Source organism: Kitasatospora sp. Ki12 (assembly GCF_054601375.1).
Window position 1 is genome coordinate 643,538 of the sequence record NZ_BAAIHT010000001.1, and the last position, 25,025, is coordinate 668,562.

At 72.0% G+C, this 25,025-nt stretch carries 19 protein-coding genes; 5 read left to right on the forward strand and 14 right to left on the reverse strand.

Features of this window, described 5'->3' with window-relative positions:
- Nucleotides 1-500: 500 nt before the first annotated feature.
- From ACYP53_RS02735 to ACYP53_RS02775, 9 genes are all read right to left on the reverse strand, one after another.
- Nucleotides 501-2,024: a CoA-acylating methylmalonate-semialdehyde dehydrogenase gene (locus ACYP53_RS02735; RefSeq protein WP_189923615.1), complete on the reverse strand. Its 1,524-nt coding sequence runs from the start codon at nucleotides 2,022-2,024 to the stop codon at nucleotides 501-503.
- A gap of 244 nt (nucleotides 2,025-2,268) precedes the next feature.
- Entirely contained in the window at nucleotides 2,269-3,078 is an 810-nt protein-coding gene (locus tag ACYP53_RS02740) for a nucleotidyl transferase AbiEii/AbiGii toxin family protein (protein WP_459646557.1), read from the reverse strand.
- 49 nt (nucleotides 3,079-3,127) lie between these two features.
- Nucleotides 3,128-3,559 (reverse strand): hypothetical protein, encoded by a 432-nt coding sequence (locus ACYP53_RS02745; protein WP_189923611.1) that lies wholly within the window; start codon nucleotides 3,557-3,559, stop codon nucleotides 3,128-3,130.
- A gap of 136 nt (nucleotides 3,560-3,695) precedes the next feature.
- Complete coding sequence (locus ACYP53_RS02750) at nucleotides 3,696-5,090, reverse strand: NAD(P)/FAD-dependent oxidoreductase (protein ID WP_189923609.1); 1,395 nt, start codon at nucleotides 5,088-5,090, stop codon at nucleotides 3,696-3,698.
- Nucleotides 5,091-5,174: 84 nt separating this feature from the next.
- Complete coding sequence (locus tag ACYP53_RS02755; protein ID WP_189923606.1) at nucleotides 5,175-5,978, reverse strand: ABC transporter permease; 804 nt, start codon at nucleotides 5,976-5,978, stop codon at nucleotides 5,175-5,177.
- Nucleotides 5,978-6,907 carry an ABC transporter permease gene (locus tag ACYP53_RS02760; RefSeq protein WP_459646558.1) on the reverse strand — a complete coding sequence of 310 codons (930 nt, stop codon included), beginning with the start codon at nucleotides 6,905-6,907 and terminating at the stop codon, nucleotides 5,978-5,980. The genes ACYP53_RS02755 and ACYP53_RS02760 overlap by 1 nt, the downstream gene beginning before the upstream one ends.
- On the reverse strand, nucleotides 6,904-8,046 hold the full coding sequence (locus ACYP53_RS02765) for an ABC transporter ATP-binding protein (RefSeq protein WP_189923602.1): 1,143 nt from the start codon (nucleotides 8,044-8,046) through the stop codon (nucleotides 6,904-6,906). The genes ACYP53_RS02760 and ACYP53_RS02765 overlap by 4 nt, the downstream gene beginning before the upstream one ends.
- 40 nt (nucleotides 8,047-8,086) lie before the next feature.
- Nucleotides 8,087-9,337, reverse strand: a complete 1,251-nt coding sequence (locus ACYP53_RS02770; protein WP_459646559.1) for a polyamine ABC transporter substrate-binding protein — start codon at nucleotides 9,335-9,337, stop codon at nucleotides 8,087-8,089.
- Nucleotides 9,338-9,409: 72 nt separating this feature from the next.
- A complete protein-coding gene (locus tag ACYP53_RS02775; protein WP_459646560.1) occupies nucleotides 9,410-10,921 on the reverse strand; it encodes a gamma-aminobutyraldehyde dehydrogenase in 1,512 nt (503 codons plus the stop codon).
- A 444-nt stretch (nucleotides 10,922-11,365) separates the two neighbouring features.
- Here ACYP53_RS02775 and ACYP53_RS02780 point away from each other — a divergent pair, with 444 nt between their 5' ends.
- The gene (locus ACYP53_RS02780; protein ID WP_189923596.1) at nucleotides 11,366-13,018 is read left to right on the forward strand and encodes a PucR family transcriptional regulator; all 1,653 of its coding nucleotides are present in this window, start codon (nucleotides 11,366-11,368) and stop codon (nucleotides 13,016-13,018) included.
- 20 nt (nucleotides 13,019-13,038) lie between these two features.
- On the opposite strand, the gene ACYP53_RS02785 is transcribed toward ACYP53_RS02780, so the two are convergent.
- The 3 genes from ACYP53_RS02785 to ACYP53_RS02795 all read right to left on the reverse strand — a co-directional run bounded on the left by ACYP53_RS02785 (nucleotide 13,039) and on the right by ACYP53_RS02795 (nucleotide 17,380).
- Complete coding sequence (locus ACYP53_RS02785) at nucleotides 13,039-14,238, reverse strand: polyamine ABC transporter substrate-binding protein (protein WP_189923594.1); 1,200 nt, start codon at nucleotides 14,236-14,238, stop codon at nucleotides 13,039-13,041.
- Between the two features lie 67 nt (nucleotides 14,239-14,305).
- The gene (locus ACYP53_RS02790) at nucleotides 14,306-15,664 is read right to left on the reverse strand and encodes an aspartate aminotransferase family protein (RefSeq protein ID WP_189923592.1); all 1,359 of its coding nucleotides are present in this window, start codon (nucleotides 15,662-15,664) and stop codon (nucleotides 14,306-14,308) included.
- 222 nt (nucleotides 15,665-15,886) lie between these two features.
- Entirely contained in the window at nucleotides 15,887-17,380 is a 1,494-nt protein-coding gene (locus ACYP53_RS02795; RefSeq protein WP_189923590.1) for a gamma-aminobutyraldehyde dehydrogenase, read from the reverse strand.
- Between the two features lie 250 nt (nucleotides 17,381-17,630).
- Between ACYP53_RS02795 and ACYP53_RS02800 the strand changes: the two genes are divergently transcribed.
- From ACYP53_RS02800 to ACYP53_RS02815, 4 genes are all read left to right on the forward strand, one after another.
- Nucleotides 17,631-18,104 carry an Lrp/AsnC family transcriptional regulator gene (locus ACYP53_RS02800; RefSeq protein WP_030243538.1) on the forward strand — a complete coding sequence of 158 codons (474 nt, stop codon included), beginning with the start codon at nucleotides 17,631-17,633 and terminating at the stop codon, nucleotides 18,102-18,104.
- Nucleotides 18,101-19,495, forward strand: a complete 1,395-nt coding sequence (locus ACYP53_RS02805; RefSeq protein WP_459646561.1) for an aspartate aminotransferase family protein — start codon at nucleotides 18,101-18,103, stop codon at nucleotides 19,493-19,495. Before ACYP53_RS02800 ends, ACYP53_RS02805 begins: the two co-directional genes overlap by 4 nt.
- 237 nt (nucleotides 19,496-19,732) lie before the next feature.
- Nucleotides 19,733-20,488 (forward strand): ABC transporter ATP-binding protein, encoded by a 756-nt coding sequence (locus ACYP53_RS02810; protein WP_189923584.1) that lies wholly within the window; start codon nucleotides 19,733-19,735, stop codon nucleotides 20,486-20,488.
- Between the two features lie 27 nt (nucleotides 20,489-20,515).
- Nucleotides 20,516-21,667: a hypothetical protein gene (locus ACYP53_RS02815; RefSeq protein ID WP_459646562.1), complete on the forward strand. Its 1,152-nt coding sequence runs from the start codon at nucleotides 20,516-20,518 to the stop codon at nucleotides 21,665-21,667.
- A gap of 66 nt (nucleotides 21,668-21,733) precedes the next feature.
- On the opposite strand, the gene rlmN is transcribed toward ACYP53_RS02815, so the two are convergent.
- Together rlmN and ACYP53_RS02825 are read right to left on the reverse strand one after the other, a co-directional pair.
- Nucleotides 21,734-22,873 carry a dual-specificity RNA methyltransferase RlmN gene (gene rlmN, locus ACYP53_RS02820; protein ID WP_459646563.1) on the reverse strand — a complete coding sequence of 380 codons (1,140 nt, stop codon included), beginning with the start codon at nucleotides 22,871-22,873 and terminating at the stop codon, nucleotides 21,734-21,736.
- A gap of 71 nt (nucleotides 22,874-22,944) precedes the next feature.
- Nucleotides 22,945-25,020: a PIG-L family deacetylase gene (locus ACYP53_RS02825; RefSeq protein ID WP_459646564.1), complete on the reverse strand. Its 2,076-nt coding sequence runs from the start codon at nucleotides 25,018-25,020 to the stop codon at nucleotides 22,945-22,947.
- Nucleotides 25,021-25,025: the final 5 nt, after the last annotated feature.

Here is a 25,025-nt window from a genome sequence, read left to right on the forward strand (position 1 = left end):
TCAACATATCTGGCGTTGACTTTTGGCACGCTGTTGAGTTCTCAAGGAACGGACGCTTCCTTCGGACTGCCTTCCAGCAGGCCCTCCGGGCTTCGTTCTTTCGTGTTTCCAGCTTATCAGATGTTTTCCGCGCCGTTTCCGGGCTTCCTCATCCAACTCGCCGGTGTCTTCTGCGGCTTGACGCCCCGTCCGACGTTTCAAACTCTAGCCGATCCCCGCTCCGAAAAGCGAATCGACCGCAACCCATTAAAACGAGCACGCCGAATAAGAACCGAGCCACGACGCGGAAATGCGAACGCGACCCAGCCCGAACTGGGAAGTGGTGTTTCAGAGGATTGGCTGCCCCGGGACCGTCCGCGCAGATGCGTGTCCGGTGCTCCCTGCCAGGCAGCTCGAAGAACTCTACGCTCTCCTGCGGTCGGATGCAAACGGCAGGCAAACGCCCGTCGACCGGGCCCCGGGGAGATGGGGTCCGGTCGACGGGTCGGTGAAGCGCGGGCTCAGCTGTTGGTGGGGAAGCCGAGGTTGATGCCGCCGTGCGACGGGTCCAGCCAGCGCTGGGTCACGGCCTTGCCGCGGGTGAAGAAGTGCACGCCGTCCGGGCCGTACGCGTGGGCGTCGCCGAAGAGCGAGGCCTTCCAGCCGCCGAAGGAGTAGTAGGCGACCGGCACCGGGATCGGGACGTTGATGCCGACCATGCCGACCTCCACCTCGAACTGGAAGCGCCGGGCGGCGCCGCCGTCGTTGGTGAACAGGGCGGTGCCGTTGCCGTACGGGTTGGCGTTGATCAGCTCCAGGCCCTCCTCGTAGGAGGCGACGCGCACGACCGAGAGGATCGGGCCGAAGATCTCGTCGTTGTAGACGGACATGCCGGGCTTCACGTGGTCGAACAGCGTCGGGCCGAGCCAGAAGCCGTCGGTGGTCGGGGTGCCGTCCTTGTCCTCGGCGGCGATCGGGTGCTTGCGGCCGTCCACGGCGAGCTCGGCGCCGTCGGCGATGCCGGACTCCACGTAGGAGGTGACCTTGTCCCGGTGCTGGCCGGTGACCAGCGGGCCCATCTCGGAGTCGCCGTTGCAGCCCGGGCCGACCTTGAGGCCGGCGACCCGCTGCTTGATCTTCTCGACCAGCTCGTCGCCGATCGGGTCGACCGCGACCAGGACGGACACCGCCATGCAACGCTCGCCGGCCGCGCCGAATCCGGCGTTGACGGCGGCGTCGGCGGCGAGGTCCAGGTCGGCGTCGGGCAGGACCAGCATGTGGTTCTTGGCGCCGCCCAGGGCCTGCACGCGCTTGCCGTAGCGGGTGCCGGTCTCGTAGACGTAGCGGGCGATCGGGGTGGAGCCGACGAAGCTGACGGACTTGATGTCCGGGTGCTCCAGCAGGCGGTCGACGGCCACCTTGTCGCCGTGCACGACGTTGAAGACGCCGTCCGGCAGGCCGGCCTCCTTCCACAGTCCGGCGAGGAAGTTGGCGGCGGACGGGTCCTTCTCCGAGGGCTTGACCACGACGGTGTTGCCGGCCGCGATCGCGATCGGGAAGAACCACATCGGCACCATGGCCGGGAAGTTGAACGGCGAGATGATCGCGACCGGGCCGAGCGGCTGGCGGATCGAGTAGACGTCGATGCCGGTGGAGGCCTGCTCGGTGAAGCCGCCCTTGATGAGCTGCGGGATGCCGCAGGCGTACTCCACGACCTCCAGGCCGCGGGCGATCTCGCCCAGGGCGTCGGAGTGGACCTTGCCGTGCTCCGACACGATGATCGAGGCCAGCTCCTCGCGGCGGGCGTTCAGCAGCTCGCGGAAGGCGAAGAGCACGGTCGACCGCTTGGCGACCGAGGCGGTGCGCCACTCGGTGAACGCCGAGGCGGCGGCGGCCACGGCCTGGTCGACCTCGGCGATGCCGGCGAAGTCGACCTGGCCGGCGACCTGTCCGGTGGCCGGGTCGAAGATGTCACCGCGGCGGGGCGCCGCACCGGCGGTGGCGACCGGCTTGCCGGAGATCCAGTGAATGATGTGCTTGCTCAAGGTCCGTCTGCCTCCGAAGTCCCGGGCGGCGTCCTGCCACCGGTCCGGTCTGGCGCCGCCCGCGAGTGGGCCGGGCGACGGAAATTCACGGGGCTACCGCGCTCGTCTCCCAGTCTGGTCCCCGACCGGGCCGGGCTCAACGAACAGGCTGACGGGGATCTCGGATTCAGCCTTACAGGTCGTCCGGTCGCTACTCCGAACGTGTTGCTCCCCCCGGCCCCCGGCCCCGCCCAGCCGCGAGTCCTCAGGCCTCCTCGTCCTCCGGGGACGACTCCTCCAGGTACGGGTCCTCCGGGTACGGGTCCTCCAGGTACGGATCGTGCAGTCCGTCCGCCGCCTCCCGGGTCTCCAGCAGGTCCAGCCGCAGGTCCTGCGCCCACGCCAGCGCCCACCGCTTCCGCTCACCCACGGCTCCGGCCGGCACGCCCCGGGCGCGGAACCGCCCGTCGGCCGCCTCGGCGAGCGTCTCCAGCCGGTCGGCGAGCGCCGCCGGCTGGAGGTCCGGGTCCAACTCACCTGCTAGGGCGATCAGTTCGCCCTCCCGGTAGAAGCGGGTGAGGGCGTGGACGTCGATCAGGTCGCGCGGCATGCCCCGGTCCACGAGCAGCACGGTGGTCAGCGCCGCCGCGTCCTCCAGGGCGACGACCGGCAGGACCACCGGCGGCTCGTCCGGCCCGGGCGCACCGAGGTCGAGCCGGACCGGCCGGTGGGCCAGCGGCTCCTTGCGCAGCTCCACCGAGTGCGTCCGGCCGCCCAGCGCGAGCCGTACGGTGAGCTGCTCCAGCCGGGGGGTGCCCGGCCGCTCGGCCACCCCGCCGCCCGCGGCGCGGTACGCCTCGGTGAGGGCGTCGGCGACCTCCGGCAGGTCGGCGCCGCCGGTCGCCAGGGTGAGCCCGTCCTGCGCGCAGGCGGCGATGCCGTGGGCGCGCAGCGCGTGCCCGCCGGCGAGGACGAGCCCGTACCGGTCGCAGACCGGCGCGGCCAGACCGGCCAGGCGCAGCTGGGCGCGGCCCGGCCGGAGGGAGGCGTCGACGGTGTGCGGGGCGCTGGTCACCCCTCCAGTCTGACCCGGCCGCCCGCTCGGCGCGCCACCGCCGATGCGGTCACCACCCGCCGAGTCCGGCCGCCGCCTCGTGCAGGGCGAGTTCCAGCAGTACCGGGTCGTTCAGCCGCCCGGAGCCGTCCGGCGGGACGAGCCAGCGCACGCCGCGGCTGGTGCGTTCGGGGTGCGGGACGACGATCCAGGTGCCCTCCCCCGCGCCGCGCACCCCGGTGCCGACCCAGCGGGCGGCGGTGCCGACCGGCACCAGGAAGCTGACGTGCTCCGCGCCGAAGTCGGTGAGGACGGGGCCGCGGAGGCCGCCGTCGAGGAGCTCCAGGGCCGGGTGCCCGAGCCGTCCGGGGACGGAGAGGACGTCCCAGCGGCGGCCGGCCGGTAGCAGCATCAGGCCCAGCCCGGTGCGTTCCCACTGCTTCCGGAAGGACTCCGGGTCCGGTGCCACCTGGGCGAGCCAGTGCAGTCCGGTGCTCTCCATGTCTGTCCCCGCTTCTCGCCGTTCGTACTGTTCGGGCGGCGGCGGGAAGGACCGCGACCCGCCGCCACCAAGGAGAGGCGGACGGCGGGTCCCTCTTACACGGGTCCGGGGAAGCTTCGGACCTGCTCGCGCGGGGTCAGCTGTCGAAGCCCAGCCCCAGCCGGTCGAGCGTGCGCAGCCAGAGGTTGCGGTGGCCGCCGTTGCGGTCGGCCCGCTCCAGCGAGCGGGTGGTGATCTCGATCCCGGCCCAGCGGACCGGCTCGGGCGGAAACGGCAGCGGCTTGCTGCGCACCATCTCCAGCGAGGTGCGCTCGGTGCGCTCGCCCGCGAGCAGGTCGAGCATCACCTCGGCGCCGAAGCGGGTCGCGCCGACGCCGAGCCCGGTGTAGCCGACCGCGTAGGCGACCTTGCCCCGGTACCCGGTGTCGAAGAAGGCCGAGAACCGGCTGCAGGTGTCGATCGCGCCGCCCCAGGCGTTGGTGAAGCGCACCCCCTCCAGCTGCGGGAAGCAGCGGAAGAAGTTGTTCGCCAGGGTGCGGAAGGTCTCCGGCCGCTGGTCGTACTCGTGCCGGACGTGGCCGCCGTAGTGGTAGACCGCGTCGTAGCCGCCCCACAGGATCCGGTTGTCGGCGGAGAGCCGGAAGTAGTGGAACTTGTTGGCGCTGTCGCCGAGCCCCTGGCGCCCGCGCCAGCCGATCGAGGCGAGCTGCGCCTCGTCGAGCGGTTCGGTCATCAGCGCGTAGTCGTACACCGGCACGATGTACGGGCGGACCCGCTTGAGCAGGGACGGGAACACGTTGGTGCCGAGCGCGACCCGACGGGCGAAGACCCGGCCGTACGTGGTGCGGGCGGCCATGCCGCTGCCGTACTCGCGCAGGTCGGTGGCGCGGGTGTGCTCGTAGACGCGCACACCCTGGCTCAGGCAGGCGGCCTTGAGGCCCCAGGCGAGCTTGGCGGGGTGGACCATGGCCACGCCCTCCTTGTCCCAGAGGCCGCCGAGGAAGGTCGGCGAGTTCACCTCGGCGCGCAGCTGGTCGGCGTCCAGCACGGTGATGTCGAGGCCGTAGCGGGCGACCGCCTCGGCGACCTCGTGCAGCTCCTCGACCTGGTGGGGCTGGGTGGCGACGTCGATCTCGCCGGTGCGCTCCCACTCTGCGTCGATGCCGTAGCGCTTGACGGTCGCCTCGATGCCGTCGAGGTTGGCGGCGCCGAGACGTTCCAGCTGGGCGAGTTCGGAGGGCCAGCGCTCCAGGCCGTTGCCGAAGCCGTGGGTGAGGCTGGCCGCGCAGAACCCGCCGTTGCGCCCCGACGCGGCCCACCCGACCTCGTTGCCCTCGACCAGGACGACGTCCAGTGAGGGGTCGCGTTCCTTGGCGATGAGGGCGGTCCACAGACCGGAGTAGCCGCCGCCGACGACCAGCAGGTCGCAGGTGGTGTCGCCGACCAGGGCGGGCAGCGCCGCCGGCCGGCCGGGGTCCTCCAGCCAGAAGGGGGTGGGCCTGGCGTCACTGAGCGCGCGGGCGGAGTCCATGCATTATCAGCCACTTTCCACGGATAGATGACATTACGGGCCACCGCCGTCCGACCGTACGTCAGGCGGTGGCCGTGCGGCACGTCAGGCGGTGGCCTTGCGGCGGTTGCCGAGCCACTGGCCGGCGACGGTCAACACGACGGCGGCGAGGAACATCGCGGTGCCGATCACGTTGACCTGCACCGGGATGCCGCGCTGCGAGGCGCCCCAGACGAACATCGGGAAGGTGACCGTGGTCGGGCCCGAGTTGAACTGGGTGATGATGAAGTCGTCGAAGGAGAGCGCGAAGCTGAGCAGCGCGCCCGCCGCGATACCGGGTGCCGCCAGCGGCAGGGTGACCCGGAGGAAGGTCTGGACGGGGGTCGCGTAGAGGTCCTGGGCGGCCTGTTCGAGCCTCGGGTCCATGCTCATCACGCGGGCCTTGACCGCCGTCACCACGAAGCTGAGGCAGAACATGATGTGCGCGATGAGGATGGTGGTGAAGCCGAACGGGATGCGCATGTTGAGGAAGAGCGTCCCGAGCGAGGCGGCCATGACCACCTCGGGCATGGCCATCGGCAGGAAGATCATCGCGGTGGTGGCGGAGCGGCCGCGGAAGCGGTAGCGGGCCAGTGCGAAGGCGACCATGGTGCCGAGCACGGTGGCGCCGATGGTGGCGAGCACCGCGATCTGCAGGCTGAGCGAGAGCGACTGGCACATGTCGGCCACGCCGCAGGGGTTGGTCCAGGCGTCGGTGGAGAACTCGTTCCACTCGTAGTTGAACTTGCCCACCGGCTTGTTGAACGAGAAGGCGAGCACGACCAGGTTGGGCAGCACCAGGTAGGCGAGGGCCAGCAGTCCGGCCAGCACCACCAGGTGGGCGCGGACCCACTTCAGAATCCGGGACATCAGACCAGTTCCTCCGTCCCGGCCTTGCGCATGTAGACCGTCACCATGCCCAGGATCAGGGCCATCAGGATGAAGCTCAGCGCGGCCGCCATGGGGTAGTCGAGCACGTTCAGGAACTGCTTCTGGATGCCGTTGCCGACCATCTGCTCGCTCGGCGAGCCCAGCAGCTGGGCGTTGATGTAGTCGCCGGAGGCCGGGATGAAGGTCAGCAGGGTGCCCGCGACCACGCCCGGCAGCGAGATCGGGAAGGTGACCTTGCGGAAGGTGGTGAACGGGCGGGCGTAGAGGTCGCCGGCCGCCTCGTGCAGCCGCGGGTCGATCCGCTCCAGCGAGGTGTACAGCGGAAGGATCATGAACGGCAGGAAGTTGTACGTCAGGCCGCAGACCACCGCGAGCGGCGTGGCCAGCACCCGGTCGCCGGAGGTCAGGCCGACCAGGTTGGTGAGGTCCAGGACGTGCAGCGCGTTCAGCGCGCCGACCACCGGGCCGCCGTCGGACAGGATGGTCTTCCAGGCCAGCGTGCGGATCAGGAAGCTGGTGAAGAACGGCGCGATGACCAGGATCAGGATGACGTTGCGCCAGCGCTTGCTCGCCTTGAAGGCGATCGTGTACGCGAGCGGGTAGCCGACGGCCAGGCAGAGCACGGTGGCCACGGCCGCGTAGGAGAACGAGCGGACGAAGTGCCACTTGTACTCGACCAGGGCGTCCCAGTAGGTCGAGAAGTGCCAGGTGACCTTGAAGCCCTCTTCGAGCGAGCCGGTCTGCAGCGAGGTGGACGCCTGGTAGAGCATCGGGACGGCGAAGAAGACCACCAGCCAGGCGATGCCGGGCAGCAGCAGCCAGTACGGGGTGAGCTTGCGCCGGGGCTTGCCCTCCGCGGGGGTCAACGGGATGACTTGGGGCGGCGCCGCCGGGGTGGTGGTGGTCATGCGGCCTCCTCCCCGGTGCCCGCGTCGATCGCCTGCGAGGCGTCCAGGGCGAAGGAGTGCGCCGGGTTCCAGTGCAGCCGGACGCCGGCGCCGGGGACGATCCGGGCGTCGCGCTCCATGTTCTGCTCGAAGACGGTGACCTCCTGGCCGCCGTCGGTGCGCACCACGTACTGGGTGGAGACGCCGATGAAGCTGGAGTCGAGCACCGTGCCGACGAGCGCGTTGCGGCCCTCGGCGACCTCCTCGGTGACGTGGGTGATGGTGATCTTCTCCGGGCGGACGCCGAGGTGGACGCGCTTGGCGTCGGTGGCGCAGCGGGCCTTCGGCACGGTGAGGCGGGTGCCGGCGGCGCTGAGCAGCAGGTCCTCGCCGGCGGTGCCGGTGACCTCGGCGGGCAGCAGGTTGGACTGGCCGAGGAAGTTGGCCACGAAGGTGGTGGCGGGGTTCTCGTACAGGTCGGCGGGCGCGCCCAGCTGCTCGACCCGGCCGCCGTTCATCACCGCGATGGTGTCGGCCATGGTCATGGCCTCCTCCTGGTCGTGGGTGACGTGCACGAAGGTGATGCCGACCTCGGTCTGGATCCGCTTGAGCTCCAGCTGCATCTGGCGGCGGAGCTTGAGGTCGAGCGCGCCGAGCGGCTCGTCCAGGAGCAGCACCTGCGGGTGGTTGATCAGCGCGCGGGCGACCGCGACGCGCTGCTGCTGGCCGCCGGAGAGCTGGTGCGGCTTGCGCCGGGCGTACTGGCCGAGTTCGACCAGCTCCAGCATGTCCTCGACCTGCTTCTTGACGTCCTTCTTGCCGCGCCGGCGCAGGCCGAAGGCGACGTTCTCGAAGATGTCCAGGTGCGGGAAGAGCGCGTAGCTCTGGAAGACGGTGTTCACCGGCCGCTTGTACGGGGGCAGGGCGGTGACGTCCTGGCCGCCGATCAGGACGGTGCCGCTGGTGGGCTCCTCCAGGCCGGCGATCATGCGCAGGGTGGTGGTCTTGCCGCAGCCGGAGGCACCCAGCAGGGCGAAGAAGGAGCCCTGGGGGACGGTCAGGTCGAGGGGGTGGACGGCGGTGAAGGAACCGTAGGTCTTGCCGATGCCGGTGAGCCGGACGTCGCCGCCGGCGGCCGCGTCGCGCTGCTGGTCTGTCATGGGGTGGTGTCTTCCTGGGTCTCTCTGCCGGGGGTGGGGGTCAGGCGCCGATGAGCTTGGAGAACTTCTGCTCGAAGTCGGTCTCCTCGCTCTCGGTGAGCGTGCGGAACACGTGCGCCTTGGCCGCCATCTCGGGGGTGGGTACGACCAGCGGGTTGGCCGCGCTGTCCGGGGCGAGGGCGGTGAGCTCGTCCTTCATCCCGGTGACGGCGGAGACGTAGCCGATGCCCGCGACCAGCTGCGCCGCGATCTTCGGCTGATAGTAGAAGTCGATCAGCTTTTCCGCGTTCGCCTTGTGCTGCGCCTTGGCCGGGACCAGCAGGTTGTCGGTCGAGGAGATGAAGCCCTTCTCCGGGACGACGAACTCGATGTCCTGGTTGTCGGCGCGCAGTTGGATCAGGTCGCCGCCCCAGGCGACGCAGGCGGCGATGTCCCCGGAGGAGAGCTCCTGGCCGTAGTCGTTGCCGGTGAAGCGGCGGATCTGCTTGCTGTCGACGGCCTTCTGCACCCGGGCGATCGCGGCCTCGAAGTCGTCGGCGGTGAACTTCGCCGGGTCCTTGCCCATGTCCAGCAGGACCATCCCGATGCTGTCGCGCATCTCGGAGAGGAAGGTGACCCGGCCCTTGAGGTCGGGGTCGTCCAGCAGCTGGGAGACGCTGGTGACCTCCTTCCCCTTGGTCGCCTTCTTGTTGTAGGCGACGACGACCTGGATGCCGGCCCACGGGTAGGAGTAGAGCCGGCCCGGGTCCCAGTCGGGGGCGCGGAAGCGCGGTTCGACGTTGGTGATCGCGGTGGTGACGTTCGCCGGGTTGAGCTTCTGCACCCAGCCGAGCCGGATCAGCCGGGCGGCCATCCAGTCGGTGAGCACCATCAGGTCGCGGCCGGTGTCCTGGCCGGAGGCGAGCTGCGGCTTGATCTTGCCGAAGAACTCGACGTTGTCGTTGACGTCCTCGGTGTACTTGACCTTGATCCCGGTGGCCGCGGTGAAGGCCTCCAGGGTGCCGTGCTTCTCCTTGTCCTGCTCGTCGGTGTCCACGTAGAGCGGCCAGTTGGAGAAGGAGACCTCCTTCTCGGTGTCCGAGAGGTCCTTGGCGGCGTTCGCGGTGGAGTCACCGGTCGCCCGGGGCGCCGCCGGGATGCCGCAGGCCGCCAGGGTGCCCGCTCCGGCGGTCAGGGCGGCGGCGCGCAGCAGGGCGCGGCGGCCGAGCGCGGCCCGGCCGCTGGTCAGGCTGCGTTCCCAGGCCTTACGGACCGGTTCGGGCAGACCGTCGGTGAGCTCGTTGAACGCCATGGAACGGGCCTCCTGGGGGAGAAGGGGCGTGTGGGGGAAGCGCCCTGGGTCCGGGGGTTGCTGGTCCGGGGGTTATCGGTCGCCGAAGACGGTGCGGTGCCAGTCCTTGCGGGCCACCGCGGTGGTGTCGAACATGACGTGCTTGACCTGCGTGTACTCGTCCAGCGAGTACTGGGACATGTCCTTGCCGTAGCCGGACGCCTTGTAGCCGCCGTGCGGCATCTCGCTGATGATCGGGATGTGGTCGTTGACCCAGACGCACCCGGCCGCGATCTCCCGGGTGGCGCGCAGCGCGCGGTGCACGTTGCCCGTCCAGGCGGAGGCGGCCAGGCCGTAGGGGGTGTCGTTGGCCAGCCGCAGCCCCTCGTCGTCGCCGTCGAAGGGCAGCACGACCAGCACCGGCCCGAAGACCTCGCCCTGGACGACCTCGCTGTCCTGGGCGGCGCCGGTGATCAGGGTCGGCGGGTAGTACGCGCCCCGGGCGAGGTCGAAGCCGTCGTGGCCCTTCCGCGGCACGCTGCCGCCGGTGACCACGGTGGCGTACCCGCGGGCGCGCTCCACGAAGCCCGCCACCCGGTCCCGGTGGGTGTACGAGACCAGCGGGCCGAGGTCGGTGCGCGGGTTCAGCGGGTCGCCGATCCGGACCGCCGCGAACAGCTCGGCCACCCCGGCCACGAAGGCCTCGTACAGCGGGCGCTGGACGTACGCGCGGGTGGCGGCGGTGCAGTCCTGGCCGCCGTTGATCAGCGAGGCGGCGACGGCGCCGTGCACGGCGGCGTCCAGGTCGGCGTCGTCGAAGACCACGAACGGGGCCTTGCCGCCGAGCTCCAGGTGGGTGCGCTTGACGCTCGCGGTGGCGAGTTCGGCGACCCGCCTGCCGACGGCGGTGGAGCCGGTGAAGGAGACCATCGCGACGTCCGGGTGCCCGACCAGGTGCTCGCCCGCGGTGCGGCCGGCGCCGGTGACCACGTTGACCACGCCGTCCGGGATGCCCGCCTCCGTACAGGCCGCGGCGAACATCAGCGAGGTCAGCGGGGTCAGCTCGGCCGGCTTGAGCACGATGGTGTTGCCCGCCGCGATCGCCGGGAGGATCTTCCAGGCGGCCATCTGCAGCGGGTAGTTCCACGGCGAGATCGAGCCGACCACGCCGATCGCCTCGCGCCGCACGTACGAGGTGTGGTCGCCGGAGTACTCCCCGGCCGCCTTGCCCTCCAGGTTGCGGGCGGCGCCGGCGAAGAACGCCGCGTTGTCGACGGTGCCGGGGACGTCGAACTCGGTGGCCAGCTTGACCGGCTTGCCGGTCTGCGCGGTCTCCACCCGGGCCAGGTCCGCGCCGGCGCCGGCCAGTACGGCGGCCAGCCGGGTGAGCGCCTCGGAGCGGGCGCCGGGGGTGGCGGAGGACCAGCCGGGCAGGGCGGCCTTCGCGGCGGCGACGGCCGCGTCGACGTCCCCGACGGTGGCCAGGGCGACCTGCTGGACCACGCTGCCGTCGGCGGGGTTGACGACCTGGAAGGGCTCGCCGCTCCCCCGGGTCCGGCGGCCCGCGATGTACTGGGCGCCCGCGCCGAAGTCGGTCAGGTCCATCTGGTTCCTCCAAGTGCCGGTGTACGACTGGGCGACGGAGCGCCCGCCTCCGCGGTGGGGGTCTGCGGGGGTGCGGGAGTCCGTCCGGTCGATCATCGGGGTTGCGCGATCCTGACAGTCCGATCCGCTCCGGACAAGGGATTCCACGGTTGCGTTCTCGTTAACGCGACGGATTCCGGCGCGGGGTCGGGTTTCCGCCACAGCGCCGACCCGCTGACCATGCCCGGTGCCGCCGGGGCGTGACAAGGGTCACTGCGGCAATCTCGATACGAAGGGCCTTACAGGGTGCAAGGGTCCCGGCAGGGCGACAGGTCGTCGGGAGGATGGATGATTCACCTGACACTCTGACCAGCGCCGATCCCCCGCACACCGTTCCCCACGCAACCGCACAACCGATCCCCGCACCGATCCCCCGCACCGGCCCCACGGCCATGGAGGCCCGCGATGCTCCCCACCGTCGCCCGCGTACTCGACCTGGAGGTGATGCGGCGCGGCCTGCCCCAGGTCGTGGCCGGCGCCGACCACCTGGAGCGGCCCGTCCGCTGGGTCCACGTCAGCGAACTGCCCGACGTCGCCGGGATGCTGCGCGGCGGCGAACTGGTGCTGACCACCGGCATCGCACTGCCCGAGGACCGCGAGGGCCTGGCCCGCTACATCCGCGACCTGGACGAGGTCGGGGTGGCCGGCCTGGTCGTCGAGTTCGGGCGGCGCTACTTCGACACGCTCCCCCGGGCACTGGTGAACGCCGCCGAGCAGCGCGGGCTGCCGTTGATCACGCTCCGCCGCGAGCTGCGCTTCGTCGCCGTCACCGAGGCCGTGCACGCCCTGGTGGTCAACGCCCAGCTGGAGCAGCTGCGGGTCTCCGAGTCCGTCCACCAGGTGTTCAACGAACTGGTGGTGGAGGGCGCCGAGCCGCCCGAGGTGATCCGGCAGGTGGCCCGGATGGCGGGCGCGCCGGTCGTCCTGGAGAACCTCGCCCACCAGGTGCTCGCCCACGACACCGCCGGGCGTCCGGAGGCCGAGGTGCTGGAGCACTGGGAGCGCCGCTCGCGCGGGGTGCGGCCGCCCGGCCGCACCGGCCACGACCCGCGCAGCGGCTGGCTGGTCACCACCGTCGGCGCCCGCGGCCAGGACTGGGGCCGGCTGGTGCTGGTCCAGGAGCCCGGCCCGCTGCCCGAGGGCCAGGCCCACCCGCACGGCATGCTGCTGGAGCGCGGGGCGTCCGCGCTGGCGCTCAACCGGCTGGTGGTCCGCGACCGGGAGAGCCTGGAGCGGCAGACCCACCGCACCCTGCTCTCCGGCATCCTCACCCACGCGCTGACCGTCTCCGAGGCGGCGCTGCGCGCCCAGGCGCTCGGCGTCCCGCTGGAGGGCCGCCGGCTGGTCGGCGTGGTGCTGCGGCAGCGGCGCGGGCCGATCCCGGCCGCGCTGGAGGCACAGGCCAGGCTGCGCGACTTCACCGAACTGGCGGCCGGCGCGGTCCGGGCCAGCCGGCTCTCCGCGCTGGTCGGCGCCCTGGACGACGAGGCGGTCGGCCTGCTGATCTCGCTCGGCGCCCAGCAGGACGAGCACGCCGCGCTGGACGCCTTCTCGGCCGCGCTGCGCCGGATGTCCGCCGAGGCCGCCCGGGAGGGCGCCGACCCGGCGGGCCCGGTGGTCGCGGTCGGCTCCTCGGTCGGCTCGGTGCGCGACGCCCGGCGCACCCTGCTGGAGGCCACCCAGGTCGCCGACGCCGCCCTGCACGACGCGCCCGGCGGCCGCACCGCCTCCTACTACCGGCTGCCGGACGTCCGGCTGCGCGGCCTGCTCCACCTGCTGCGCGACGACGCCCGGCTGCAGACCTACGTGGAGCGCGAGCTGGGCCCACTGCTGGCCCACGACGCCGAGCACAACGGCCAGTTGGTGCAGATGCTGCGGATCTACCTGGAGCAGGGCCGGAACAAGTCGGCCGCGGCGGACGCCGCGCACCTGTCCCGGCCGTCCTTCTACGACCGGCTGCACAAGGTCGAGCGGATCCTCGGCGTGGACCTCGACCAGGTCGAGTCCTGTCTCTCCCTGCACGTCGCCCTGCTCGCGCTGGACGCCGTACGGCGCTGAGCCGGAGTCCGTCCGGTGGGTCACACCCCGGTGATGCGGCCCCAGACCTTGTGCAGCCCGGGCCGCTCCGCCGAGGTGACGTCGCGCATGGTGCGCAGCCGGGCGCGCATCTCCTCGGTCGGGAAGACCAGCGGGTTCTCGGCGAGTTCGGCCTTCTCCTTGTCGCCACTGGCCGCCAGCACCTCGCGGGCGGCCGGCACCGGGCAGATGTACTGGACGGCCGCGGCGAGCTCGGCGGCCACCTCGGGCTGGTAGTAGTAGTCGATCAGCGCCTCGGCGTTGCGCTTGTGGGTGGCCCGGTTGGGGATCATCAGGCTCTCCGCCCACAGCTCGCCGCCCTCCTCCGGCACCACGAACTCGATGTCCGGGTTCTCGGCGGTGAGCTGGACGGCGTCCCCGGAGTAGGCCTGGCAGGCGAGGGCCGCACCGGAGGCGAGGTCGCTGGTGTAGTCGTTGCCGGTGAAGCGGCGGACGTGGCCGGTGTCGACCATCTTCTGCACCAGGTCCATCGCCTTGCGCGCGTCGTCGTCGGTGAACGCCGCGAGCTCCGCGCCCTGGGAGAGCATCAGCAGCCCGAGCGCCTCGTCCAGCCCGGCGAACAGCGTGACCCGGCCCTTGAGGTCGGGCGCCCACAGGTCGGCGGTGGACCTGATCTCCCGGCCGAGCGCCTTGCGGTTGTAGGCGATGCCGGTGATCCCGGACTGCCAGGGCACGCTGCGCCGGCGCCCGGGGTCGAAGGCCGGGTTCGCGAGCTGCGGGTCCAGGTTGGCGGTGACGTTGGGCAGGTTGGCCCGGTCCATGGCCTGCACCCAGCCCAGCGAGACGTACCGCCCGGCCATCCAGTCGCTGACCACCATCAGGTCCCGGCCGGGGTCCGCGCCCTGGGTGAGCACCGGGCTGATCTTGCCGAAGAACTCGTCGTTGTCGTTGATGTCCTCGGTGTAGGCGACCTCGATGCCGCTCTTCGCGACGAAGGCGTCCAGGGTCGGGCGCCCGCCCTGGTCGTCGGTGTCGATGTACTGCGTCCAGTTGGAGAAGGCGAGCCGCCTGTCGCTGTCCGAGCGGTCCGGCGCCGACCGGCGGTCCTCGGCGACGTACGCGGACGGGATCCCGCAGCCGGTCAGCGTGCCCGCGCCGAGCAGCGCGGCCCCGCCGAGCACGGAACGCCGGCGCACGGCGGTGGAGTCGTACGAACGGCGGGTCAGGGTGGAGCTGGGCATGGCGAGCCTTCCGGAGCGTGGGACGGCCCCGGGCACACAGGTGTCCGGGGCCGTCCTGGTAGGAACGTCAGACGGTGTGCGCGTCGGTGAGCGACAGCACCTCGTCCAGCACCGCGAGGCCGGTCTTGGCCTCCTCCTCGGTGACGGTGCACGGCGGGACGACGTGGAAGCGGTTCATGTTGACGAACGGCCAGAGCCCGCGCTGCTTGCAGGCGGCGGCCAGCTCGGCCATCGGCGCGTTGGCGGCGCCCGCGGCGTTGTACGGCACCAGCGGCTCGCGGGTCGTCCGGTCCTTCACCAGGTCGAGCGCCCAGAACACGCCCATGCCGCGGACCTCGCCGATCGACGGGTGCCGCTCGGCCAGCTCACGCAGGCCGGGGCCGAGCACGTCCTCGCCGATCCGCTTGGCGTTCTCGACGATGCCCTCCTCCGCCATCGTGTTGATGGTCGCCACCGCCGAGGCGCAGGCCAGCGGGTGGCCGGAGTAGGTGAGCCCGCCGGGGAACGGCCGCTCGTCGAAGGTGGCCGCGATCTCGGCGCTGATCGCCACGCCGCCGAGCGGCACGTAGCCGGAGTTGACGCCCTTGGCGAAGGTGAGCAGGTCCGGGGTGACGCCCCAGTGGTCGGCGGCGAACCACTCGCCGGTGCGGCCGAAGCCCGCCATCACCTCGTCGAGGATGAACACGATGCCGTGGCGGTCGCAGATCTCCCGCACCCCCGCCAGGTAGCCCGGCGGCGGCACGAGGATGCCCGCCGTGCCGACCACGGTCTCCAGGATGACCGCCGCGACGGTGCCCGGCCCCTCGAACGCGATCACCTCCTCCAGGTGCCGCAGCGCGCGCTCGCACTCCTGCGCCTCGTTCTCGGCGTGGAAGTTGGAGCGGTAGGCGTACGGGCCCCAGAAGTGCACCACGCCGGAGACGCCGGTCTCGTTGGCCCAGCGCCGCGGGTCGCCGGTGAGGGCGATCGCGTTGGCGGTGGCGCCGTGGTACGAGCGGTAGGTGGAGAGGACCTTCTGCCGGCCGGTGTGCAGCCGGGCCAGCCGGATGGCGTTCTCGTTGGCCTCGGCGCCGCCGTTGGTGAAGAAGATCTTGTCCAGGTCGCCCGGGGTGCGCTCGGCGACCAGCCGGGCCGCCTCGCTGCGCGCCTCGACCGCGAAGCCGGGGGCGATGGTGCAGAGCTTCGCCGCCTGCTCCTGGATCGCGGCGACCACCTTCGGGTGCTGGTGGCCGATGTTGGTGTTGACCAGCTGCGAGGAGAAGTCGAGGTAGCGGTTTCCGTCGTAGTCCCAGAAGTACGAGCCCTCGGCGCCGGCCACCGCGAGGGGGTCGATCAGCGCCTGGGCGGACCACGAGTGGAAGACGTGCGCGCGGTCGGCGGCCTTGACGGCCTGGCCGGCGGCTGAGTCAGCGGTGGGGATGCTCATGCCGGTAAGGCTAGGGCGAGTTGCTCGGGAAGTGCAGTTCCATCGTGTCAGCCGGTCGCGCGATCCGTCGACAGGGTGCAAAGCCACAAGGGCCCGGGGCGAAAAGCCCCGGACCCTTGGTCAGTTCATACGACCTGAACTACATCAGATCGCGGTCATACTGCGCCCGACGGTCATGACCCGCTAGATCGCGGTCATACTGCGCCCGACGGTCATGACCCGCTAGATCGCGGTCATGACGTGCTTCACCCGGGTGTAGTCCTCGAAGCCGTACGACGACAGGTCCTTGCCGTAGCCCGACTTCTTGAAGCCGCCGTGCGGCATCTCGGCGACCAGCGGGATGTGGGTGTTGATCCAGACGCAGCCGAAGTCCAGGCGGCGCGACATCCGCATGGCGCGGGCGTGGTCCTTGGTCCACACCGAGGAGGCCAGCGCGAACTCGACGCCGTTGGCGTACTCGACGGCCTGGTCCTCGTCGGTGAACTTCTGCACGGTGATGACCGGGCCGAAGACCTCGTTCTGGATGATCTCGTCGTCCTGGTTCAGGCCGGAGACGACGGTCGGGGCGTAGAAGTAGCCCTTGTCGCCGACCCGGTGGCCACCGGCCTCGACCTTGGCGTGGGCGGGCAGCCGCTCGATGAAGCCGCTGACCTGCTTCAGCTGGTTGGCGTTGTTCAGCGGGCCGTACAGGACGTCCTCGTCGTCCACGCCGCCGGTCTTGGTCTCGGCCGCGGCCTTGGCCAGCGCCTCGACGAAGGCGTCGTGGATCGACTCGTGCACCAGCACGCGGGTGGCGGCGGTGCAGTCCTGGCCGGCGTTGAAGTAGCCCGCCACCGAGATGCCCTCGACGGCCTCGGCGATGTCGGCGTCCTCGAAGACCACGACCGGGGCCTTGCCGCCCAGCTCCAGGTGGACGCGCTTGACGTCCTTGGAGGCCGACTCGGCGACCTGGATGCCGGCCCGGACCGAGCCGGTGATGGAGGCCATCGCCGGGGTCCTGTGCTCGACCATCAGCTTGCCGGTCTCGCGGTCGCCGCAGATGACGTTGAAGACGCCGGCCGGCAGGTCGAGGTCCTTGAGGACGCCGCCGATGATCTCGGCCAGCAGCACGGTGGAGGCCGGGGTGGTGTCCGAGGGCTTCAGGACGACGGCGTTGCCCGCGGCGATGGCCGGGGCGAACTTCCAGACGGCCATCATCATCGGGTAGTTCCACGGCGCGACCTGGGCACAGACGCCGACCGGCTCGCGGCGGATGATCGAGGTCATCCCGTCCATGTACTCACCGGCGGCCTTGCCCTCCAGCAGGCGGGCGGCGCCGGCGAAGAAGCGGATCTGGTCCACCATCGGGCCGATCTCCTCGGAGAGGGTCAGCGCGCGGGGCTTGCCGGTGTTGCGCACCTCGGCGTCGACGATCTCGTCGGCCCGGGCCTCGACCGCGTCGGCGATCTTGAGCAGGAGCTTCTGCCGGGTGCTCGGGGTGGCGTCCCGCCAGATCGGGAACGCGGCGGCGGCGGAGGCCATGGCGGCGTCCACGTCGGCGGCACCGGACAGCGGCGACGTCGCGTACACCTCACCGGTGGTCGGGTCGACGATGTCGAGCGTGCGGCCGTCAGCCGCGTCGACGAACTCACCATTGATGTAGTTGCGCAGCGTACGAAGGTCGCTCACGGATCTCTCCTCGGTCTGAGCCTGCGGCGTTGCAGATTCCGGCGCCATGGTACGTCGGCGGGTCCGACGCACGAAGGGTGCCGAGTGGCCGGGCCCGGGAGGACGCGGTCCACTGGTGGCGGTACGCACGGCTCCTCGCGGGGCCGCGCGCGTACGGTGCCAGGGTAGCCGCATGACTGCCGTTATCGACAGACGGAGTCGGCGTACGCGATGAAATCCGTACGCGATTTCCAAGATCACGACGAAATCAGCAGTTTCCAAGCTTGCGAACACGGATCTGATCAGGCACAGTGGCGGCGTGGCCAACCGCGACCGGAACGCCAGCGTTCCCCTCGACGCCGCCTCCAAGGCGATCATCGAGCAGCTCCAGGAGGACGGGCGCCGCCCGTACGCCGCCATCGGCAAGGCCGTCGGCCTGTCCGAGGCGGCCGTGCGACAGCGCGTCCAGAAGCTGCTCGACCAGGGCGTGATGCAGATCGTCGCCGTCACGGACCCGCTCACCGTCGGCTTCACCCGCCAGGCGATGGTCGGGATCCGGGTCGAGGGTGACATCGAGCCCGTCGCCGACGCGCTGGCCGCCCTCGACGAGGTCGACTACGTCGTCTGCACCGCAGGTTCGTTCGACCTCCTGGCCGAACTGGTCTGCGAGGACGACGAGCACCTGCTCGAACTGATCAACAAGCGCATCCGCGCGCTTCCCGGCGTGCGGAGCACCGAGAGCTTCGTTTACCTGAAGCTCCGGAAACAGACCTACACCTGGGGCACCCGATGACAGCCGACCCGGCGCAGAAGGACCTTTCCAAGACCGCCTACGACCACCTGTGGATGCACTTCACCCGCATGTCGTCGTACGAGAACTCCCCCGTGCCGACGATCGTCAAGGGCGAGGGCACCTACATCTGGGACGACAAGGGCCGGAAGTACATCGACGGCCTGGCCGGCCTGTTCGTCGTGCAGGCCGGTCACGGCCGCACCGAGCTCGCCGAGGTCGCCGCCAAGCAGGCCAAGGAACTCGCGTTCTTCCCGATCTGGAGCTACGCGCACCCCAAGGCCGTCGAGCTGGCCGAGCGCCTGGCCAACTACGCCCCGGGCGACCTGAACAAGGTCTTCTTCTCCACCGGCGGCGGCGAGGCCGTCGAGACCGCCTGGAAGCTCGCCAAGCAGTACTTCAAGCTGATCGGCAAGCCGACCAAGTACAAGGTCATCTCCCGCGCCGTCGCCTACCACGGCACCCCCCAGGGCGCGCTGTCCATCACGGGTCTGCCGGGCCTGAAGGCCCCGTTCGAGCCGCTGGTGCCGGGCACCCACAAGGCCCCGAACACCAACATCTACCGCGCCCCGGCCTTCCTCGAGGGCCCGGACGGCACCGTCGACCCCGAGGCGTACGGCCGCTGGTGCGCCGACGAGGTCGAGGTCGCCATCCTCAACGAGGGTGCCGAGACCGTCGCCGCCGTCTTCGTCGAGCCGGTGCAGAACGCCGGCGGCTGCTTCCCGCCGCCGCCCGGCTACTTCCAGCGCCTGCGCGAGATCTGCGACCGCCACGACGTGCTGCTGGTCTCGGACGAGGTCATCTGCGCCTTCGGCCGCCTGGGCACCATGTTCGGCGCCGACAAGTTCGGCTACCAGCCCGACATGATCACCTGCGCCAAGGGCATGACCTCGGGCTACTCCCCGATCGGCGCCACGATCATCTCCGACCGCCTGGCCGAGCCGTTCTACAAGGGTGACAACACCTTCCTGCACGGCTACACCTTCGCCGGCCACCCGGTCTCCTCGGCCGTGGCACTCGCCAACCTCGACATCTTCGAGCGCGAGGGCCTCAACCAGAAGGTCCTCGACAACGAGGCCGCCTTCCTGGGCACCCTGAACAAGCTGCGCGACCTGCCGATCGTCGGCGACGTCCGCGGCAACGGGTACTTCTACGGCATCGAGCTCGTCAAGGACAAGGTCACCAAGGAGTCCTTCAACGACGACGAGGTCGAGCGCGTGCTCTACGGCTTCCTGTCGAAGGCCCTCTTCGACAACGGCCTGTACTGCCGCGCCGACGACCGTGGCGACCCGGTCATCCAGCTGGCCCCGCCGCTGATCTCCGACCAGTCGACCTTCAACGAGATCGAGCAGATCCTGCGGACCAGCCTCACCGACGCGTGGGCGAAGCTCTGATCCCCTGAGCCCTCTTCCCCACCCTCCGCCGAAGGGCGGTCCCGCTTCCCGCGGGGCCGCCCTTCGGCGTTCCCGCACCGCGACGTCCCCGTCACCCCAACATCACAGTCCAACGACCAAACATGCCTGAATGCGGGTGATTTGCCCGTGATGGACCAGTGCGCCGCAACCGCGCCCCGCCCCGGTCGTTCTAATCTGACGACTGTCATATCCCTGCGGCCCCCAGGATGGAACCTCATGTCAGCGGCACCGCCTGACAACGACGTGCTGTGGGCCCGAGGGATCGTCAAGTCCCATCACGGCACCCCCGCCCTGCGCGGCATCTCGCTCGGCGTCCGCGAGGGCGAGGTGCTCGCCGTCACCGGCCCGCGCGGCTCCGGCAAGAGCACCCTGCTGGCCTGCCTCTCCGCCCAGCTCCCGGTCGACGAGGGCGAGGTCTGGTTCAACAGCTCCCCCGTGCACACCCTCACCCGGGCCGGCCGCGAACGGCTGCGCCGCGACCGCTTCGGCTTCGTCGGCTCCGAGCCGCACCTGGTCCCCGAGCTCACCGCCCGGGAGAACGTCGCCCTGCCGCTGCTGCTCGCCGGAGCCGGCAACAAGGCCGCCTACACCGCCGCCGACGAGTGGCTGGAGCGCCTCGACGTCGGCGACGTCGGCAGGCAGCGCCCGGACCGGCTGGTCCAGAGCCAGCGCCAGCGGGTCTCCGTCGCCCGCGCCCTCGCCCCGCTGCCGCCCGTCGTCTTCGCCGACGACCCCACCGCCCCGCTGCACCGCGAGGCCGCCGACCAGGTCCTGCGGATACTGACCAGCGCGGCCCGCTCGCACCAGCTCACCCTCGTCCTGGCCACCCACGATCCCGAGCTCGTCCGGTTCGCGGACCGGGCCGTCGCCCTCGTCGACGGCCGGCTGACCGCCCCCGCCGCGCCCGTCCCGCGCGGCACCGCCGTGTCCGCGGCCTCCGGAGCGTCCGCCGTCACGGCCGTCCGCCGCTGACGACGCCGAGCCGCTGAAAGAGTCGACGTGTTCTATCTCCGTCTGGCCCGGGGCTACCGGGTGCCCGACCTGGGCCGCTGGCTGCTCACCGCCGTGGCCGCCGCCGTGGTCGCCGCCTTCCTGCTGCGCTCCCTCGGCCGGGCGATGAGCGACCGGATCGGCGACGCCGACCCGCTGGTCCGGCTGCTCTGGTGCCTGCCCCCGCTCGCCGCCGTCGCCTGGTTCGCGGCCGTCGCCGCCCGCGCGGTGCCCGCCCGGCGCCCCGAGCGGATCGCCGGCCTCACCGCCGCCGGAGCCGGCTCCCGCCGGATCCGCACCCTGATCGCCGGCGAGGTCGCCCTCGCCTGCACCCTCGGCAGCGTGCTCACCCTGCTGGTCTTCCTGGTGCTGCGCAACGACATCGCCGGGCCCTCGCTCGCTCCCGACCTCGGCATGGGCGTGCCGCTGCCGGCCGCCGCCCCGGTCACCCTGCTCGCGCTGGTCCCGCTCACGGCCGGCCTCGCCGCCGCTTGCGCGGTGCCCGCCACCGAGGCCCGGCCCGGTGGTCGCAACCCCCACGGCACCGGCTTCGCCGCCTGGCGGATCGCCCTGCCGACCGGACTGGTCGTGATCGGCGCCGCGCTCGAACTCATCGCCCTGCGGCCCGGCGCCGCGGCCGACGGCCGCCCGGTCCACCTGCCCGCCGGACTCGGCACCACCAGCACCGCCGCCCTCGGCGGCTGGGCCGCCGGCGCGCTCGGCCTCGCCCTGCTCACCGGACCGCTGCTGGCCTGGGCCGGACGGCTGCTCGCCCTCGGCCGGCCCACCCCGCTGCGGCTGCTCGCCGGACGAGGGCTCACCGCCCAGGCCCCGCGCCTCGGCGCGCCGCTCGCCGTCCTCACCCTCGCCGTCGCGCTGGTGCTCACCACCGTCCGCTACTGGATCGGCACCCCCGACAGCGCCGACGCGCTGCCCGCCGTCGAGGCCTGCCTGGTGCTGGGCTGCGCGGCCGCCGCGGTGGCCGTCCGGCTCGCCGAAGTGCGCACCGACCGCCGGGACGTCGCCGAGGCACTGCTGCGCCTCGGGACCTCGCCCCGGCTGCTCTTCGGCGCGGTCGCGCTGCGCACCTTGGCGGTCGGCACCACGCTGCTGCTGACCGGCGGGGCGACCGCCGCACTGGCGGCCGCCGGACTGCGGTGACCACCGGGCCCCGGTGAGGGCCGGCGCCGCGGCGGGTCGGTCCCCGCCGGGTCCGGCCGGCCGGGACTAGCCCGCCGCGGCGAGCTGGCCGCAGGCGCCGTCGATCTCCTGGCCGCGGGTGTCGCGGACGGTCGTCGGCACGCCGTACGACCGCAGCCGGCGGACGAACTCCCGCTCGTCCTCGGGCCGGGACGCGGTCCACTTGGAACCCGGGGTCGGGTTCAGCGGGATCAGGTTGACGTGCACCCGGTGGTTCTTGATCAGCCGGCCCAGCAGGTCGGCCCGCCAGGCCTGGTCGTTGATGTCCTTGATCAGCGCGTACTCGATGGAGATCCGGCGGCCGGACTTCTCCGCGTAGTTCCACGCCGCGTCCAGCACCTCGGCGACCTTCCACCGGGTGTTCACCGGCACCAGCTCGTCGCGCAGCTCGTCGTCCGGGGCGTGCAGCGACAGCGCCAGGCGGCAGCTGAGGCCCTCGTCGGCGAAGCGGTGCATCGCCGGGACGAGCCCGACAGTGGAGACGGTGATGCCGCGCTGGGACAGGCCGAAGCCGTCCGGCGCCGGGTCGGTCAGCCGGCGGATCGAGGCCAGCACCCGGTTGTAGTTGGCGAGCGGCTCACCCATGCCCATGAAGACCACGTTGGACAGCCGCGCCTCCGCGCCCGGGCCGCTGCCGTCCCCGGAGGACGACTCCCCCTGCCCCCCGAACTCACCGGACTTGAGCGAGCGCATCCCGGCCGCGATCTGCTCGACGATCTCGGCGGTGGAGAGGTTGCGGGTCAGACCGGCCTGGCCGGTGGCGCAGAACGGGCAGTTCATGCCGCAGCCGGCCTGCGAGCTGATGCACATGGTGACCCGGTCCGGGTAGCGCATCAGCACGGACTCCACGAGCGTGCCGTCGAAGAGCTTCCACAGCGTCTTGCGGGTGGCGTCGTCGTCGCAGGAGACGTGCCGCACCACCGACATCAGCTCGGGCAGCAGGCTCTCGGTGAGCTTCTCCCGGCTGGCGGCGGGGATGTCCGTCCAGCTCGCCGGGTCGTTCGACATCCGGCCGAAGTAGTGGTTGGAGAGCTGCTTGGCGCGGAACGGCTGCTCGCCCAGCTCGGCGACGGCCTCCTTGCGCTCGGCGGGGCTCAGGTCGGCGAGGTGTCGCGGGGGCTTGGCGCCGCGCGGCGCGACAAAGGTGAGTTCTCCGGGCTTAGGCATGGTTGTTCCAGTGTCGCAGACGTCGGGAGTCGGCCCCGCCCAGGCCGGGGCGGGGTCCGGCCGCGGCCGGGTCACGGCTCCTCGACGGTGCTCCAGTCGCCGAACGAACCGTCCGCCCGCTCCCGGCTGTGGCGCAGCCGGCCGTCCGCGCCGAGCGCCACCAGGTCCGTGCGGCCGTCGCGGTCGACCCCGGCGGCCGGGGCGCCGACGGTGAAGCCGTCCAGGGCACTCCAGTCGCCGAACTGTCCGTCGGCGCCCTGCCGGGTCACGCTGACGCCGCCGTCCCCGTTGCGCACCGCCACCACCATCGGGTGCCCGGCGGAGGCGGGCGCCACCGCGGCGGGCTCGCCGCTGCCGCCGGGATCGGCCCCGCCGCCGACCGGCTCGGCCGGCGCCCAGCGCCCGTCCGGGGCGCTCCGGACGAGGCGCATCAGGGCCGACCGGGTGGTCGGCCCGGGCAGCGGGCCGCTCGGGAGCTGCCGGTAGAACAGCACCGGACGGCCGTCGGGGTCCGTCCCTGCCCCGATGCCGCCGGACGGGGAGACGGCCGGGAAGTCGTGGTCGGGCAGCAGCGCGCCGTCGGCGGACCCGGACCCGGACCCGGACCAGTGCAGTACGACCGGGCGCGTGCCGGCGGCCTTCACGGAGACGGCGAAGACCTCGATCCGACCGTCCGCGGTGGTGACGGCCGAGGGCGCGCCCTGCACGTCCGTACCGCCGAGCGCGGCCCACGCGCCCCACCTCCCGTCGGGACCGGTCTGCGCCCGGGCGCTGACGCCGCCGCCCCGGTTGCGGACGAACAGGTGCAGCCGCCCCTCGCCGTCGGCGGCCACCACGGGCATGCTCACCTGGAGCGCGGGGTTGGCGAGCTTGGAGACCGCCGGGGCGGCGACGGGGTCGGGACTGCCCAGGTCGGACCAGGTCCAGCCGCCGGCCGGATCCTGGGTGCCGGAGACGATCACGCCGGTGTCCGCGCGCTGGCCGAACACCGCGAGCCCGCCGTCCGGGCGGCGGGTGACTGTCACGCCGGCCGCCAGCGGCCCGCCCGGGCCGTCGTGCGCGACCGGGCCGTGCCACGCCTCGTTCTCGTCCTCGGCCCACTCCAGGAGCGAGCCGCTCTCCACCACGAAGGCGTGCAGGGCCCCGCTCCGGTCCGCGGCCACCACCTGGGTGGACCGTGGGGAGCGCTGGTACTGCCGGGACAGCCACCCCGCGTACGCGCCCGCGGCGAAGGCCGCTCCGGTGGGCAGCTTGGTGTCCCGCCCGGCGTACTCGCGGAAGGTGGCGTACTTGTCGGCGGTCTCCTCGGAGGAGAGGACGGCCGGCGAGGACCAGATGTTGTAGGCGCGGTAGTGCTCGATCACCACCCGGTGCCCAGCCGCCGTGTACGCCGCGGCCGCCGCGTCCCCGAACCACGCGGCGGAGATGTGGTCCGCGTGGTCGTGCTCCGCGTGGGAGGCCCACAGCGTCGGGTCCGGTGCCGGGTCCTGCACCCTGACCAGGGTCGGGCCCTGGTCGGCGAGCACCGCGTGCAGCATGTCGATCAGCCGCGCGCCGTCGTAGGTCTGCGGCCAGACGGTGCCGGGGCCGTCCATGTCCAGCGTCCCGGTCCGGGCGGGCTCGGCGCTCGCCCTGGTGTCCCAGAGCCGGCGCAGGGCGTTCCCGCCGAGGTAGGCGGAGTCGGCGAACTCGGGGAGGTTGAGGAAGACGAGCTGCAGCGACCGGTTCGTCTTGAGGGTGAAGCGTTCGGCCACCGGACCGTCCGGCATCGGCCGGTAGTCGTCCCGGTCCCAGCAGGCCGGGCCCGGGTCGTCGGCGCAGTCACCGGCCCCGGTCCCGGCGGCCTCGCCGGCCATCCGGGCGTAGGCGAGCCGGGCGCCGTCCTGCCGGTGGGCGGCGAAGGCCGCCCCGCTGCCGGCGGCGCCGCCCGTCACGTAGACGGTGGTCACCTTCAGGCCCGCCCGGATGCTGTTGGACAGGTCCGGGTTCATGAACAGCAGGTCGTCGTCCTGGTGGGCGACGATCTGGACGACCCCCGCGGGCTCGTCGGCCACGGCGGGCCGGTGCCTCGGTCCGGCCGTCAGCGCCGCCGGTGCCGTCCACGTCTGCGACAGTGCCAAGGCCAGCGCCGCCATGGCGGTCGTCACCCGCC